This window comes from Zoogloea sp. (assembly GCF_041911615.1).
GTDB lineage: Bacteria > Pseudomonadota > Gammaproteobacteria > Burkholderiales > Rhodocyclaceae > Zoogloea.
The window spans coordinates 44,587-59,376 of record NZ_JAYROR010000122.1; the positions used below are offsets into that span (position 1 = coordinate 44,587).

Consider the following 14,790-nt stretch of genomic DNA (forward strand, 5'->3'; position numbering starts at 1 on the left):
GCCGTAACGGCCGCCGCCGCGCGCGGGCACGACGGCGTCAGCGCCGCAGATCGAGCGTGAAGGGGAACTCCTTCTCGGTCGGCGAGACCTGGACCTGCGGCTCGCCCGGGGTGTGCCCCATCCGGAAGAAGCGCGCCAGGCGCCGGCTCTCGGCTTCGAAGGCGTTGACCGGGAAGGTCTCGAAGCTGCGTCCGCCCGGGTGCGACACGTGGTACTGGCAGCCGCCGAGGGCGCGTCCGGTCCAGGTGTCCACCAGATCGAAAGTGAGCGGCGCGTGGGGCGGGATGGTCGGGTGCAGGCACGAGGGCGGCTGCCAGGCCCGGTAGCGCACCCCGGCCACGTGCTCGCCGACCGTGCCGGTGGGCTGCAGCGGTATCGTGCGGCCATTGACCGCCAGCAGGAAGCGCTCGCCCGACATGCCCGACACCTTCACCTGCAGGCGCTCGACCGACGAATCGACGAAGCGCACGGTGCCGCCGGCGGCACCCTCCTCGCCCATCACATGCCAGGGCTCGAGGGCGTTGCGCAGTTCGACCTCGATGCCGCGCACCGCGAAATCGCCGATCTTGGGGAAGCGGAATTCCAGGTGCGGCGCGAACCACTCGGCCTTGAAGGCGAGGCCGTGGGCCTGCATGTCCTCGATGACGTCGTTGAAATCCTGCTCGACGAAGTGCGGCAGCAGGAAGCGGTCGTGCAGCTCGGTGCCCCAGCGCACCAGGCGCTCGGGGGCGTAGGGGGTTTCCCAGAAACGGGCCAGCAGGCCGCGCAGCAGGAGCTGCTGGGCCAGCGACATGCGCGCGTGGGGCGGCATCTCGAAGGCGCGCATCTCGACCAGGCCGAGGCGGCCGGTAGGGCCGTCGGGCGAGTAGAGCTTGTCGATGCAGAACTCGGCCCGGTGGGTGTTGCCCGACACGTCGACGAGCAGGTTGCGCAGCAGGCGGTCGATGAGCCAGGGCGGGACGTTCTCGCCCATCTTCGGGAACTGCCGGAAGGCGGTCTCGATTTCGTACACCGAGTCGTTGCGCGCTTCGTCGATGCGCGGAGCCTGGCTGGTGGGGCCGATGAACAGGCCCGAGAACAGGTAGGACAGGCTCGGGTGGTTGTGCCAGTAGGAAATGAGGCTGCGCAGCAGGTCGGGCCGACGCAGGAAGGGCGAATCGGCCGGCGTGGCGCCGCCGAGCACGAAGTGGTTGCCACCGCCGGTGCCGGTGTGGCGGCCATCCACCATGAACTTTTCGGTGGTGAGGCGCGAGTAGTGGGCGGCCTCGTAGAGGTGGGTGGTGCGCTCGACCAGCGCTTCCCAGTTGGCGGCCGGGTGGATGTTCACCTCGATCACGCCGGGGTCGGGCGTGATGCGGAAGTGGGTCAGGCGCGGGTCGGACGGCGGCTCGTAGCCTTCGATGACGACCGGCGTGGCGAGGTCGGCGGCGGTGGCTTCGATGGCGGCAACCAGCTCGAGGTATTTCTCGAGGCTCGCCAGGGGCGGCATGAAGAGGTGCAGGATGCCGTTGCGCGGCTCGGCGCACAGGGCGGTGCGCACCACCCAGTCGGCCGATTCGAAGGGCTGCGGCACGCGGTCGGTGGGGCGCAGCTTCTCGGCGGCGCGGGCGGCCTGGAGGGCGGCCTCGGCGGCACTCGACGCCGGGGCGCCGGGGTCGTCGCGCAGGACGTTGAGGACGGCGGTCTGGCCGCCCGGCAACTGGCGGCGGATCGTGGTGTAGGCGGGCAGCGGCGGGAAGGGCTGGTGGCTGTCCACCGGATTCACGTAGGGGTAGTCGCCCTTCGCGGCCCAGGGTTGGGAATCGAGCGGCAGCCGGTAGCCGAGCGGGGAATCGCCGGGGATCAGGTAGCAGCGCTCGTCGCGCAGGAACCACGGGCCGGTCTGCCAGGCGCCGGTGTAGGGGTGGATCGACACCGGCAGCACATAGCCGACCGGATTGGGCAGGCCGTACTCGTAGACGCGGCGGATGCGTTCGCGCTCCAGCGGGTCGTCGAGGCGCGCGTCGAAGGGATCGACGTTGCCGGGCAGGCGGCGCTCGCGCCACAGGTAGTAGAAGGCGTCCTCGTAGGCCGGGAAGACCCGCCGCCGGTCGAGGGCGAGGCGCGCGGCGACGCCGGCGAGGAAGGTGTGAGCCTTGTCCACCTTGGCGCTGCCGGGGGTGGCGGCATCACCGATGAGATCGGGGCGGGTCCAGATCGGCTCGCCGTCCTTGCGCCAGAAGCAGGTGAGCGACCAGCGCGGCAGCTGCTCGCCCGGATACCACTTGCCCTGGCCGAAGTGGGCGAGGCCAGTGGGGGCGTACTTGTCGCGCAGGCGGTGGTAGAGGTCTTCGGCGCGGATGCGCTTGTTGGGGCCCATTGCCTCGGTGTTCCATTCGGCGCCGTCCGGGTCGTCGATGGACACGAAGGTGGGCTCGCCGCCCATGGTGAGGCGCATGTCCTGGGCTTCCAGGTCCACGTCGATGAGGTGGCCGAGGGCTTCGATCTCGGCCCATTGCGCTTCGGTGTAGGGCTTGGTGACCCGCGGCGCTTCCTTCACGCGGGTGACCTTCATGTGGTGCTCGAACTCGCATTCGCACTCGTCGATGAGGCCGGAGATCGGCGCGGCGGAGGAGGGATCGGGCGAGCAGGCCAGCGGGATGTGGCCTTCACCGGCGAAGAGGCCGGAGGTCGGGTCGAGGCCGACCCAGCCGGCGCCGGGCAGGTAAACCTCGGTCCAGGCGTGCAGGTCGGTGAAGTCCACTTCGGTGCCCGACGGGCCGTCCAGGGCCTTCACGTCGGCCTTCAGCTGGATCAGGTAGCCGGACACGAAGCGCGCGGCGAGGCCCATGTGGCGCAGCAGCTGGACCAGCAGCCAGGCCGAGTCGCGGCACGAGCCGGTGCGCCTGGTGAGGGTTTCTTCGGGCGTCTGCACGCCCGGCTCCATGCGGATCACGTAGCCGATGTGCTGCTGCAGGTCGGCGTTCACCTTCACCAGAAAATCCACGCTGCGCATCGTCTCGCGCGGGATGGTGGCGAGGTAGTCGGCAAAGGCGGGGGTGGCTTCTTCCTTCAGCAGGAAGGGCGCCAGCTCGTGGGCGAGGGTCTTGTCGTAGGCGAAGGGGAAGTTCTCGGCCTCGGGCTCCAGGAAGAAGTCGAAGGGGTTGATGACCGACATCTCGGCCACCAGGTCCACCTCGACGCTGAATTCGGTCACCTTCTCCGGGAACACCAGGCGGGCCAGGTAGTTGGATTGCGGGTCCTGCTGCCAGTTGATGAAGTGCGGCTTGGGCAGCACGCGCAGCGAATACGACAGGATGCGGGTGCGGCTGTGGGGCGCCGGGCGCAGGCGCACGACCTGCGGGCCGACGTTGATCGGGCGGTCGTACTTGTAGGACGTGAGGTGGTTGAGGGCAACGTGGATGGTCACGGGAGACTCCGTTCTCGGGACTGCGGGTTTCGGGTTTGCGGAGAGGTCAAGCAATGCCCATGCCACTCTGCTTATGCCGTGTGCACCGCGTATTACAGGCCGTTCCCGGGGCCGGCGCGGCCTTCGGTGGGCGGTTTGCCGCCCGGCCGCGGGCCGCCACCGGGGGAATGCACCAAGTTGGGGGAAACAGGCTGCACCAGTTCGGTGCGCCACCACGCCCACCAACGAAAAGGGCCACCCCGTCGGGTGGCCCTCCGTGTCCGTCGATCTGCGCGACGCTCAGCCAGCGCCCTGCTCCTCGCGCATCACCCGCTTGTTGAGCTTGCCGACGCTGGTGCGCGCCAGGGCCTCGACGAACTGCACCTGCAGCAGCACGCCGTATCGCGACACGCCGGTGGCCTCGATGCGCTTCGCCGCGAAGTGGCGGATCTCGTGCTCGGTGACGTGGCCCACCTGATCGGGCTTCAGGGTGACCTTGGCCAGCGGGCGCTCACCCCATTTCGGATCGGGGACGCCGATCACCGCCACGTCGGCCACCGCCGGGTGCTGGGCCACGATGTCCTCGAGCTGCAGCGAGGAGGTCCACTCGCCGCCGGTCTTGATGACGTCCTTGATCCGGTCGGTGATCTGCAGGCTGCCGTCCGGCGCGATGTGGCCGATGTCGCCGGTGTGCAGCACGCCGTCCTGCCACAGCACCGCCGAGGCGTCGGCGTCGTGGAGGTAGCCCTGGGTCAGCCACGGGCTGCGCACCACCACTTCGCCGACGCTGTGTCCGTCGTGGGGCTGCGGGGTGCCGTCCTGGCCCACCACGCGGACATCCACCAGCGGCAGCGGCAGACCGGTGCGGGCACGCAGCGCGGCCTGCTCGTCGAGCGAGGCGTCGCGGGCGCTGCTGGGCAGCAGGGCGACGGTGAGGATCGGACAGGTCTCGGACATGCCGTAGCCGGTGAACACGTCGATGCCCCGCTCGAGCGCCACGCGGGCCAGCGCCTGCGACATGGCCGAGCCACCGATGATGAGCTTCCAGCGCGACAGGTCGATCACCTTCGAGAGCGGATGCACCAGCAGCATGTGCAGCACGGTGGGCACGCAGTGGGAAAAGCTCACCCCTTCGTCGCGGACCAGCTTGAGCAGCGTCTCGGGCACGTAGCGGCCCGGGTAGACCTGCTTGAGGCCCAGCAGCGTCGCCACGTAGGGCACGCCCCAGGCGTGGACGTGGAACATCGGGGTGATCGGCATGTAGACGTCGTCCCGGTGGAGCCGCCCGTGGAAGGTGGCGCCCCCCAGCGCCGCCGCCACCGACAGGGTGTGCAGCACGAGCTGGCGGTGGCTGAAATACACGCCCTTGGGCAGGCCGGTGGTGCCGGTGGTGTAGAAGGTGGTGGCCTTGGCGTTCTCGTCGAAATCCGGAAAGTCGTAGTCGGGCGAGGCGGCGGCGAGAAGCGCCTCGTACTCGCCGGCGAAGTTCACCGGCGCCGCGTCGGCGGGCGGCGCGTCCTCGATCAGCACGAAGCGGCGCACGGTCTCCAGGCGCGGCGCGATGGCCGCCAGGATCGGGAAGAACTCGGCATTGACCAGCACCGCGTCGGCACGGGCGTGGTTGAGGGTGTAGAGGATCTGCTCGGGGGTCAGGCGCACGTTCACCGTCTGCAGGATGGCGCCCATCATCGGCACCGCGAAGAAGCATTCCAGGTAGCGGTGACTGTCCCAGTCCATCATCGCCACGGTGTCGCCGGCCTCCACGCCGAGGGCGGCGAGGGCACTGGCGAGGCGCCCGATGCGCTCGCGCAGCACGCGGTAGCTGTGGCGGCGCACGCCCATGTAGGTGATCTCCTGGTCGGGCGCGGTGGCCAGCGGCGAGTGCAGGAGCTGCTTGATGAGCAGCGGGTAGGCGTAGGCCTCGGGTGTGCGGTCCACCAGCTTGACGGGCATGGCGATTCCCCCTTGTTTGTTATGGTTTTGTGACGGGGCGAAGCTTAGCAGGCTCGCCCGAAGGCCGGGCAAACGGCAAAAGGCCGCCCGCAGGCGGCCACGACGGGTGTGCCGAAAACGGCTCAGGCCTGGGCGTGGACCGCGGCGCCCTCGAACCACGCCAGCTTGTCGGCCAGCGCGACCACTTCGCCGACGATCAGCAGGGCCGGCGGACGAATGCCGGCGGCGGCGGCCCGTTCGGGCAGCGTGGCAAGGGTGCCGGTCACGACCCGCTGGCCCGGCCGGGTGCCGTTCTCGACGAGCGCGGCCGGCGTGTCGGCCCCACGGCCGTGGGCGATCAGGGCGCCGCAGTGCGACGCCAGCATGCCCACGCCCATGTAGATCACGGCGGTCTGGCGCGGACGGGCCAGGGCGACCCAGTCCAGGGCCGACTCGCCGGCCCGCCGGTGGCCGGTGGCGAACACCACCGACTGGGCGTAGTCCCGATGGGTGAGCGGAATCCCCGCGTAGGCGCCGGCTCCGCAGGCGGCGGTGATGCCGGGCACCACCTCGAAGGGCACGCCGGCGGCCAGCAGCTCTTCGAGTTCCTCCCCGCCCCGCCCGAAGATGAACGGATCGCCGCCCTTCAGGCGCACCACCTGTTTGCCCTCGCGCGCCAGGCGCACCAGCAGCTGGTTGATCTCCTCCTGGGGCAGCGTGTGGTGGCCGGCCTCCTTGCCCACGTAGAGGCATTCGGCGCCCGGCCGGGCAAGGTCGAGGATGCCGTCGCCCACCAGGTGATCGACCACCAGCGCGTCGGCGGCCGCGATCAGGCGTGCGGCGCGCAGGGTCAGCAGTTCGGGGTCGCCGGGGCCGGCACCCACCAGGGCCACCCGGCCGAGGCCGCCCGCGGTGGCGTGCGCCGGTCGCAGCGCGTCGGCGGCACTACCGCCCCCGCCGCCGAGAAGCTGGTCGAGGAAGGCGCGCAGGGCGCCGGCGGCGGGCATTTCCAGACTGGCGGTGACGGGCGGCGGCATGGCGAGGCTCCCGGGATCATGACGGCCGGAATCTATCAGGCCAGTCGCGTTTTCGAACTTGACCCCTGTCAAGGAAGGGGAATGCCCCACAGGCGCACTCTTCGCCGCAAGCGGAACACTCCGCCGGTTGGGTTCATTTCAAGGGAGATGCACGATGAGAATGTGGAAGACCGGAGCAATTGCCGCGGCCCTGCTGCCGCTGGCCATGGCACACGCCTTTGCCGAAGAGGCCAAGACGACGACCAACGCCCCCGAGGCGAAGTACCAGTCGGCAGGCTCGCCGCTGGCCAACGTCGATATGTACCAGGACATCAACCCCAAGGCCCCGCCGATGAGCAAGGCCGAGTTCGACAAGGCCCGCCAGATCTACTTCGAGCGTTGCGCCGGCTGCCACGGCGTGCTCCGCAAGGGCGCCACCGGCAAGCCGCTGACTCCGGACAAGACCCTCGCGGCCGGCACCGACTACCTCAAGGTGTTCATCAAGTACGGCTCGCCGGCCGGCATGCCGAACTGGGGCACCTCGGGCGAGCTCTCCGACGATGAAGTGGACCTGATGGCCCGCTACGTCCAGCAGACCCCGCCGCAGCCGCCCGAGTACGGCCTGAAGGACATGAAGGCGACCTGGAAGGTCATCGTGCCGCCCGAGGCGCGCCCGAAGAAGAAGATGAACAGCTACAACCTGGAAAACATCTTCTCCACCACCCTGCGCGACACCGGCGAGATCGCCCTGATCGACGGCGACACCAAGAAGATCATCAACGTGGTCAAGACCGGCTACGCGGTGCACATCTCCCGCGTGTCGGCCTCCGGCCGCTACCTGTTCGTGATCGGCCGCGACGCCAAGATCAACATGATCGACCTGTGGATGGAAAAACCGGACAACGTCGCCGAAATCCGCGTCGGCCTCGAGGCCCGTTCGGTCGAGACCTCCAAGTACAAGGGCTACGAAGACAAGCTGGCCATCGCCGGCACCTACTGGCCGCCCCAGTACGTGATCATGAACGGCGACACCCTCGAGCCGCTGAAGATCATGGCCACCCGCGGCATGACAGTCGGCGAGCAGGAATACCACCCCGAGCCGCGCGTCGCCTCCATCGTCGCTTCCCACTACAAGCCCGAGTTCGTGGTGAACGTGAAGGAGACCGGCAAGACCCTGATGGTGAACTACAGCAACATCAACGAGATCACCACCAAGGAAATCCCGGTTGCCAAGTTCCTGCACGACGGCGGCCTCGACAGCTCCAAGCGCTACTTCATGATCGCCGCCAACCAGTCCAACAAGATCGGCGCCATCGATCTGAAGGACGGCACCCTGGCCGGCCTCATCGACGTGGGCAAGATCCCGCACCCGGGCCGCGGCGCCAACTTCGTCCATCCGAAGTACGGCCCGGTGTGGTCCACCGGCCACCTGGGTGACGAAACCATCGCCCTGATCGGCACCGACCCGGTCAAGCACAAGGAATACGCCTGGAAGATGGTCGAGTCGATCAAGGGCCCCGGCGGCGGCGCGCTGTTCATCAAGAGCCACCCGAAGTCCACCCACCTGTACTCCGACGCCCCGCTGAACCCGGATCCGAAGATCTCCCAGTCGGTCGTCGTGTATGACGTGAAGAACCTCGCCGCCGGCTACCAGACCCTGCCGATCGGCGAATGGGCCGGCCTGAAGGACGACGGCGCCAAGCGCGTGGTGCAGCCCGAGTTCAACAAGGCGGGCGACGAAGTGTGGTTCTCGGTGTGGAGCGCCAAGAACAAGGAATCGGCGATCGTCGTGGTGGATGACAAGACCCTGAAGCTCAAGGCCGTCATCAAGGATCCGCGCCTGATCACGCCGACCGGCCACTTCAACGTGTATAACACCCAGCACGACATCTACTGATCGTCGCTCAACCCGCCGTCGGCCGGCTTTTTGCGCCGGCCGGCGGCTCTTTGTGCCACTAGGAGATCGAAATGAAATATTCGCTGATGCTCGCCGCCCTGCTCGCCACCGCCGCCAGCGGCACCGCCCTCGCCGGCGATCCGGCCGCCGCCGCCCAGAAGGCCGGCTGCATGGCCTGCCACGCGATGGACAAGAAGCTCGTCGGCCCGGCCTTCAAGGATGTCGCCGCCAAGTACAAGGGCCAGGGCGACGCCGTCGCCAAGCTCACCGACAAGGTCCGCAAGGGCGGTTCCGGCGTCTGGGGCCCGATCCCGATGCCGCCCAACCCGGCCGACAAGATCAACGACGCCGACCTCAAGGAAGTCGTCGGCTGGGTCCTGAAGGGCTGACCCGGCACGGCGCGTCGCGCCAAATCACCGAGGGCGGGTTTCCCGAGCGGGCACCCGCCCTTTTTTCATGCCTGCGGCGCCGCGTCCGCGGCCCGCCACACGATGCGCCCATGGCCCGCCTCGTCCAGGCGCGCCACCAGCGCCGCCGCCGCGTCCTGCGGCAGCGCGAACGCGAAGCCCACCGCCTCCCCGTGGGACACCGCCAGGATGTCCGCGCCGGCCTGCTCCAGAGCCCGCCGCAACATCCCCTCCAGCGCGTAGGGCACCGTGCAGGCCAGCCGGCAACGCCGCACGATGGCGCGCCTGGCGGCCCCGAGCAGCGCCTGGGCCACCGCATCGGTATAGGCCCGCACCAATCCGCCCGCCCCCAGCTTCACGCCGCCGTAGTAGCGCACCACCGTCGCCAGCACGCCGTCCAGATCCTGATGGCGCAGCACGTCGAGCATCGGCCGGCCCGCAGTACCGCCCGGTTCGCCGTCGTCCACCGCCGCCGACTGTCCGCCCGCCAGCAGCGCCCAGCACACGTGGGCGGCGCCCGGGTGGGCGGCCCGCAGGGCGGCCACCACCTGTTGCGCGGCGGCCCGGTCGGGCACCGGCTGCACGCAGCCGATGAAGCGGCTCTTCTTGATCAGCAGATCGCTGTGGGCGGGCGCGGCGAGGGTCTGGGGCATCGGGTCGGACAGTCGGGCAGGCGGCGGCCAAGGATACCCAATTTCGCCGCCCGGCCAGATGCCACGCGGGCCGGGGCTTCTTGACTCCCATCAATGCCCCTTCCGGCGGCTCAACTTACTGTGGAGCCGTTGTCCGAAGGAGGTGGTCATGGACCGTTCGCTGCTCATCCACGTTGCCGTGCTGCTGGGGCTCACCGCCCTGTCGGTGGGCACCGCCCGCTCCGCCCAGGCCGGCGACCCCGACCCCGAGCGCCAGAAGGCGCTGGTCCACCTGGTGCGCCAGGATTGCGGCTCGTGCCACGGTATGCGCCTCGCCGGCGGCCTCGGCCCGGCGCTCACCCCGGCACGCCTCGCCGACTGGCCCGACGAGTCCCTCGTCGCCACCATCCTCCACGGCCGTCCCGGCACCGCGATGCCCGGCTGGAACCGTTTCATGAGCGAAGCCGAGGCCGGCTGGATCGTCGCCCGCCTCAAGCAAGGCTTCCCGACCCAGGACTGAGCCCATGCGCCCCTTCTTCCGGCCCCCCTCCCGGCCCCGCACCACCCTCCTCGCCGCCTTCCTCGCCGCCCTCGCCCTGGGCGGCTGCGCCACCGCCCCGCCCGACGCCCCGCCCGACGCACTGCGCGGCACCGGCGACCTGGGCGTCGTGATCGAGCGCGCCGCCGGCCGCGTGCAGGTGGTCGAGCACAGCCACGACACCGCCCTCGGCAGCGTGGCCGGCCTCGGCGACCTCTCCCACGCCCACGTCGCCTTCTCCCGCGATGGGCGCTACGCCTACGTCTTCGGGCGCGACGGCGGCCTCACCAAGGTCGACCTGCTCACCCGGCGCATCGTCAGGCGGGTGATCCAGGCCGGCAATTCCATCGGCGGCTCGGTGTCCCAGGACGGCCGGCTGGTCGTCGCCCAGAACTACGAGCCCGGCGGCATCAAGGCCTTCGACGCCGACACGCTGGAACTCGTCGCCGACGTGCCCGCCGAATACGCCCCCGGCAAGTTCTCCAAGGTCGTCGGCCTCGCCGACGTGCCGGGCCAGCGCTTCGCCTACGCCCTGTTCGACGCCAACGAGATCCGCGTCACCGACTTCTCCGACCCCAAGCACCCCGTCACCACCCGCTACCCGGCCGGCAAGCAGCCCTACGACGGCCTCGTGACCCCCGACGGCCGCTACTTCCTGGCCGGCCTGTTCGGCGAGGACGGCATCTCGCTGCTCGACCTGTGGCACCCGGAGGCCGGCGTGAAGAAGATCCTCGCCGGCTACGGGCGCGGCGAGGAGAAGCTCCCGGTCTTCAAGATGCCGCACCTGCGCGGCTGGTCGCTGGCCGCCGGGCAGGCCTGGCTGCCCGCCATCGGCCGCCACGAGGTGCTGATCGCCGACGCCGCCAGCTGGCAGGAAAGCGGCCGCGTGGCGGTCAAGGGCCAGCCGGTGTTCGTCATGGCGCGGCCCGACGGGCGCCAGGTGTGGGTCAATTTCGCCTTCCCCGACAACGAATGGGTGCAGGTCATCGACACCGTCGAGCGCCGCGTGATCCACACCTTCAGCCCCGGCAAGGCCGTGCTGCACATGGAATTCACCCCCCGCGGCGACGAGGTCTGGCTGTCGTCCCGCGACAGCAACCGGGTCAGCGTGGTCGATACCGCCAGCTTCGCGCTGCGCAAGGAACTCCCCGCCGACGCCCCGTCCGGCATCTTCTTCACCAGCCGCGCCCAGCGCATCGGGTTCTGACGATGCCCCGGAGCACCCCGCCCGCCGCCCGGCAGGAGGCCTGACATGACGCCCATCGACGCCCTCGACTTCCGCCTCCTCAACGACTTCCAGCGCGGTTTTCCGCTGCGGGCCGATCCCTGGTCGGCCGTGGGCACACAGCTCGGCTGCGACGCCGGCGACGTGCTCGCGCGCCTCGCCCGCCTGCGCGACGCGGGCAAGATCAGCCGCGTCGGCCCGGTGTTCGCCCCCAACCGCATCGGCGCCAGCACCCTGGCCGCGATGGCGGTGCCGGTGGCCGACCTGCCTCGCGTGGCCGCCATCGTCAATGGCTTTGCCGGGGTCAATCACAACTACCGGCGCGAACACCGCTACAACCTGTGGTTCGTCGCCGCCGCCGCCGACGAGGCCGCCCTCGCCGCGCTACTCCACGCGATGGGCGAAGCCACCGGCTGCCCGCCCATCGCCTTGCCGCTGGTCGAGGAGTTCCACATCGACCTCGGCTTCGACCTCGCCCCCGGCCAGGCCTGGGGGCGCCGTACCCGTCACGCGGTATCGGCCGACGTGCCCCGCCGTACGCTGTCGGCCGCCGACTGGCGCCTCATCGCCGCCCTCCACGACGGCCTGCCGTGGCAGCCGCGCCCCTACCGCAGCGTCGCCGACGCCGCCGGGCTCGACGAAGCGGGGGTGCTCGCCACGCTGTCCGGCTGGCTGGCCGACGGCACCCTGCGGCGCTTCGGCGTCGTCGTGCGCCACCGCGAACTGGGCTACCGCGCCAACGCCATGTGCGTCTGGGCGGTGCCCGAGGCCGACGTCTCGCGCCTGGGCCACCAGCTCGCCGGCCACGACGGCGTGAGCCTGTGCTACCGCCGCCAGTGCGACGCACCCGACTGGCCCTACAACCTGTTCTGCATGATCCACGGACGCAGCCGCGAAGCCGTCGAAGCCCGCCGCGCCGAGCTCGCCACCGCCGTCGGCCTCGACCGCCTGCCCCACGCCGTGCTGTTCTCCACCGACTGCTACAAGCAGTGCGGCGCCCGCTACCGCGCGCCGGACGCCGTCGCCCCGCCCACCGCCACCCGCAGCAGCCTCGCCGCATGAAACCCCGCCACACACCGGCGACGCTCGACGCCCTCGACCGCCGCATCATCAACGCGCTGCAGGGCGGCTTTCCGATCGCCGACGAACCCTACCGGGAAGTCGCCGAACAGCTCGGCATCACCGAGGCCGACCTCCTCGGCCGCCTCCAGCGCCTGCTCGACGAACGGGTGCTGACCCGCTTCGGCCCGATGTTCCAGATCGAGCGCCTGGGCGGCCGCTTCGTGCTGGCCGCGCTGGCGGTGCCCGAAGCGCGCTACGCCGAAGTCACCGAGGCGGTGAACGCCCTGCCCGAGGTCGCCCACAACTATCGCCGCGAGCACCGCCTCAACATGTGGTTCGTGCTCGCCACCGAGACGCCCGACGGCATCGCCGACGCGATCCGCCGCATCGAGGCCGCCACCGGGCTCGACGTGTTCGCCTTTCCCAAGCTGCGCGAATTCTTCGTGGACATGAGGCTCACCGCATGACCGCCCCCACCGCACCCGACGAACTCGACCGCCGCCTCGTCATCGCCACCCAGGCCGGCCTGCCGCTGGTGCCGCGCCCCTACGACCTGCTCGCAGAGCAGCTTGGGGTGAGCGCCGCCGAGGTCAAGGCCCGCCTCGCCGCGATGCTCGACACCGGCCGCATCCGCCGCATCGGCGCGGTGCCCAACCACTACGCCATCGGCTACACCGCCAACGGCATGTCGGTGTGGGACGTGGACGACGCTCGCATCGCCGAACTCGGCGCGGCCGTGGGCGGCCTCGATTTCGTCACCCACTGCTACGAACGACCGCGCGCCCTGCCCGACTGGCCTTACAACCTGTTCGCGATGGTGCACGGCCCCGACCGGGCCAACGTCATCCAGCGCATCGACGAGATCGCCGCCCTGCTCGGGCCCGCCTGCCGGCAGCACGACGTGCTGTTCTCCAGCGCCATCCTCAAGAAGACCGGGCTGCGCATCGGCGCCGACGCATCCGGCTGAACGCCCGGCCGCCCCTCACGGGCCCGCCACACCGCCCCCTTCGAGCAGCTTCACCAGCGCAAACACCGCCCGGTGGGTCGGCACCGCCGCGCCCCGGGCGTCGGCGAGGCCCAGCAGCACCCCGGTAATCGCATCGATCTCGGTGACCCGTCCGGCCAGCACATCCTGCAACATGCTGGCGCGATTGGCCGCGGTGGCGCGGGCGACGGCCGCCACCCGCGCCTGAGCCGCCGCCAGATCGAGCGACAGCCCCTCGGCGCGGAGCAGCGGCCAAGCTTCGTCCACCAACGCCTCCAGGACCCGGCGACGGCCCTCTTCGAGCAGGTCGCCATTGCGCACCCGGAAGATCGCCGCCAGGGGATTGATCGCCAGGTTCACCAGCAGCTTGGCCAGCCGCGCGGCGGCAATCTGCGGTTCGACCCGCGCGCTCAGCCCGGCGGCCGCCAGCCGCGCCGCCACCGCCTCGAAGCCCGGCGGCAGCAGCGTCTCGCCCGCCCCCGAGGGCTGCACCCGGTCACCGTCGCGAAACGCCCCCTCGGTGGTGATCCCCTGCCCGACCAACACGTCGCCGCAGACCGCCCGCAGCCCATCCTCGACGAGACCGTTCTGCAAGGAGAGCACCCCGCGCGGGGCCATCGCCCGGGCGACCCGCCCGGCGGCGGCGGTGTCGCCGGCCTTTACCAGCACGATCACCCAGTCGGCGCCAGGCAGCGCGTCCGGCCCGAAGGCCTCGGGGTGGAAGACGGCGTCGCCCACCATCACACCGGCCCGCAGGGCGGCCGCCCGTCCGGCGTCACGCGCCACCACCGCCACCGGCCCGAGCCCCGCCAGCCGGGCGGCGAAATGCAGCCCAAGGGCGCCGGCACCGACGATCGCGAGGGGGTAGCGGGGCACGGCAGTCATGGCTGGCGGACGGCTACTCGGCCCGGGGCGCCGAGATGGTGAGGCGGTTGCCCTGCTGGGCGAGGCTGAAATGCTTGAGCACGTTCATGCCGAGCAGCGTCGGCCCGCCGAGGGCGGGCATCACCGCGACCTCGACGTTGCGCACTTCGAAGGCACCGAAGCGCAGGCTCGGCACCCGCGCGACGCAGCCGTCGACGCGGCCGTTGGCGGTCGAGAACACGCCCGGCCGGCAGCAGCCGGGCTGGCCGGCGGGGGCGGTATCGAAGCCGATCGCCGGGCAGGCCCGGATGCCGATGCGCCGCCCGATTTCCTCCGAGATGGTGGTGAGGGTGGCGCCGGTATCGACGACGAAATCCACCGGCTCGGCCGCGACGGTGCCGGGCACGCCGTAATGGCCGTCGGCCCCCCGACGCAGTTCGAGCACGTCGGCGGCGAGGATCCGGAAGCGGGTGTCGCCCTTGTGCTGACTCGCCCAGTAGCTGGCGAACCCGGTGCCCAGCGCGATCAGCGCGGTCCAGAACACGGCGGGGCCGAGCCAGCCGCGGGCGGATCGCGGGGGCGCTGCGGGGGCTGCGCCGCCGACGGTGAGGCGCGCCTTCACGGCCCGCAGGCGCTGTTCCTTGACGGCTTCCGGCTGGCGATAACGCAGCCGGCTGGCGTCACGGGAACGGTCGGATTCGTCGGTGGGCATGGCAGGGCGGCGCGTCAGTTGGCGGGGGCGGCGGGCGGCACCGGCTCGTCGGGGCCGGGCATCGGGGGCGTCCAGTCGGGCGGCGAGGACGGGACGGACGGCGCGTCGGGCGCCGCAGGGGCGGCGTCGGGC

13 protein-coding genes are annotated in these 14,790 nt (G+C 70.8%); 7 read left to right on the forward strand and 6 right to left on the reverse strand.

Annotated elements, in window-relative coordinates; all coding sequences use genetic code 11:
• Positions 1-37: 37 nt before the first annotated feature.
• From ACE3P2_RS15955 to cobA, 3 genes are all read right to left on the reverse strand, one after another.
• Positions 38-3,409 (reverse strand): DUF2126 domain-containing protein, encoded by a 3,372-nt coding sequence (locus ACE3P2_RS15955; RefSeq protein ID WP_374266233.1) that lies wholly within the window; start codon positions 3,407-3,409, stop codon positions 38-40.
• A gap of 279 nt (positions 3,410-3,688) precedes the next feature.
• A complete protein-coding gene (locus tag ACE3P2_RS15960; protein WP_374266235.1) occupies positions 3,689-5,341 on the reverse strand; it encodes a fatty acid--CoA ligase in 1,653 nt (550 codons plus the stop codon).
• Positions 5,342-5,463: 122 nt separating this feature from the next.
• Positions 5,464-6,357, reverse strand: coding sequence for a uroporphyrinogen-III C-methyltransferase (gene cobA / locus ACE3P2_RS15965; protein WP_374266237.1), 894 nt, complete (start codon positions 6,355-6,357; stop codon positions 5,464-5,466).
• A gap of 154 nt (positions 6,358-6,511) precedes the next feature.
• Between cobA and ACE3P2_RS15970 the strand changes: the two genes are divergently transcribed.
• Complete coding sequence (locus ACE3P2_RS15970) at positions 6,512-8,233, forward strand: cytochrome D1 domain-containing protein (protein ID WP_374266239.1); 1,722 nt, start codon at positions 6,512-6,514, stop codon at positions 8,231-8,233.
• A gap of 71 nt (positions 8,234-8,304) precedes the next feature.
• Entirely contained in the window at positions 8,305-8,622 is a 318-nt protein-coding gene (locus tag ACE3P2_RS15975; RefSeq protein ID WP_374266241.1) for a c-type cytochrome, read from the forward strand.
• A 65-nt stretch (positions 8,623-8,687) separates the two neighbouring features.
• On the opposite strand, the gene ACE3P2_RS15980 is transcribed toward ACE3P2_RS15975, so the two are convergent.
• On the reverse strand, positions 8,688-9,293 hold the full coding sequence (locus ACE3P2_RS15980) for a YigZ family protein (protein WP_374266243.1): 606 nt from the start codon (positions 9,291-9,293) through the stop codon (positions 8,688-8,690).
• A gap of 148 nt (positions 9,294-9,441) precedes the next feature.
• On the opposite strand from ACE3P2_RS15980, the gene ACE3P2_RS15985 reads away from it, so the two are divergent.
• Genes ACE3P2_RS15985 through ACE3P2_RS16005 form a run of 5 tightly spaced genes read left to right on the forward strand, consistent with a single transcriptional unit; the run spans position 9,442 to position 13,064 of the window.
• Positions 9,442-9,792 (forward strand): cytochrome c, encoded by a 351-nt coding sequence (locus ACE3P2_RS15985; protein WP_374266245.1) that lies wholly within the window; start codon positions 9,442-9,444, stop codon positions 9,790-9,792.
• A 4-nt stretch (positions 9,793-9,796) separates the two neighbouring features.
• Complete coding sequence (locus tag ACE3P2_RS15990; protein WP_374266247.1) at positions 9,797-11,017, forward strand: cytochrome D1 domain-containing protein; 1,221 nt, start codon at positions 9,797-9,799, stop codon at positions 11,015-11,017.
• Positions 11,018-11,062: 45 nt separating this feature from the next.
• The gene (locus tag ACE3P2_RS15995) at positions 11,063-12,097 is read left to right on the forward strand and encodes an Lrp/AsnC family transcriptional regulator (protein ID WP_374266249.1); all 1,035 of its coding nucleotides are present in this window, start codon (positions 11,063-11,065) and stop codon (positions 12,095-12,097) included.
• A complete protein-coding gene (locus ACE3P2_RS16000; RefSeq protein WP_374266251.1) occupies positions 12,094-12,564 on the forward strand; it encodes an Lrp/AsnC family transcriptional regulator in 471 nt (156 codons plus the stop codon). Before ACE3P2_RS15995 ends, ACE3P2_RS16000 begins: the two co-directional genes overlap by 4 nt.
• The gene (locus ACE3P2_RS16005) at positions 12,561-13,064 is read left to right on the forward strand and encodes an Lrp/AsnC family transcriptional regulator (protein ID WP_374266253.1); all 504 of its coding nucleotides are present in this window, start codon (positions 12,561-12,563) and stop codon (positions 13,062-13,064) included. Before ACE3P2_RS16000 ends, ACE3P2_RS16005 begins: the two co-directional genes overlap by 4 nt.
• Positions 13,065-13,079: 15 nt before the next feature.
• Here ACE3P2_RS16005 and ACE3P2_RS16010 read toward each other — a convergent pair whose 3' ends face one another.
• Together ACE3P2_RS16010 and ACE3P2_RS16015 are read right to left on the reverse strand one after the other, a co-directional pair.
• Positions 13,080-13,967 (reverse strand): ketopantoate reductase family protein, encoded by an 888-nt coding sequence (locus ACE3P2_RS16010; protein WP_374266255.1) that lies wholly within the window; start codon positions 13,965-13,967, stop codon positions 13,080-13,082.
• 13 nt (positions 13,968-13,980) lie between these two features.
• Positions 13,981-14,658: a TIGR02281 family clan AA aspartic protease gene (locus tag ACE3P2_RS16015; RefSeq protein WP_374266257.1), complete on the reverse strand. Its 678-nt coding sequence runs from the start codon at positions 14,656-14,658 to the stop codon at positions 13,981-13,983.
• Between the last annotated feature and the right edge of the window lie 132 nt (positions 14,659-14,790).

What these genes read in the sequence shown, in the direction of transcription:
- ACE3P2_RS15960 (WP_374266235.1), bottom strand. Translation starts at nt 5,341, where the DNA reads ATGCCCGTCAAGCTGGTGGACCGCACACCCGAGGCCTACGCCTACCCG.
- cobA (WP_374266237.1), bottom strand. Translation starts at nt 6,357, where the DNA reads ATGCCGCCGCCCGTCACCGCCAGTCTGGAAATGCCCGCCGCCGGCGCC.
- ACE3P2_RS15970 (WP_374266239.1), top strand. Translation starts at nt 6,512, where the DNA reads ATGAGAATGTGGAAGACCGGAGCAATTGCCGCGGCCCTGCTGCCGCTG.
- ACE3P2_RS15975 (WP_374266241.1), top strand. Translation starts at nt 8,305, where the DNA reads ATGAAATATTCGCTGATGCTCGCCGCCCTGCTCGCCACCGCCGCCAGC.
- ACE3P2_RS15980 (WP_374266243.1), bottom strand. Translation starts at nt 9,293, where the DNA reads ATGCCCCAGACCCTCGCCGCGCCCGCCCACAGCGATCTGCTGATCAAG.
- ACE3P2_RS15985 (WP_374266245.1), top strand. Translation starts at nt 9,442, where the DNA reads ATGGACCGTTCGCTGCTCATCCACGTTGCCGTGCTGCTGGGGCTCACC.
- ACE3P2_RS15990 (WP_374266247.1), top strand. Translation starts at nt 9,797, where the DNA reads ATGCGCCCCTTCTTCCGGCCCCCCTCCCGGCCCCGCACCACCCTCCTC.
- ACE3P2_RS15995 (WP_374266249.1), top strand. Translation starts at nt 11,063, where the DNA reads ATGACGCCCATCGACGCCCTCGACTTCCGCCTCCTCAACGACTTCCAG.
- ACE3P2_RS16000 (WP_374266251.1), top strand. Translation starts at nt 12,094, where the DNA reads ATGAAACCCCGCCACACACCGGCGACGCTCGACGCCCTCGACCGCCGC.
- ACE3P2_RS16005 (WP_374266253.1), top strand. Translation starts at nt 12,561, where the DNA reads ATGACCGCCCCCACCGCACCCGACGAACTCGACCGCCGCCTCGTCATC.
- ACE3P2_RS16010 (WP_374266255.1), bottom strand. Translation starts at nt 13,967, where the DNA reads ATGACTGCCGTGCCCCGCTACCCCCTCGCGATCGTCGGTGCCGGCGCC.
- ACE3P2_RS16015 (WP_374266257.1), bottom strand. Translation starts at nt 14,658, where the DNA reads ATGCCCACCGACGAATCCGACCGTTCCCGTGACGCCAGCCGGCTGCGT.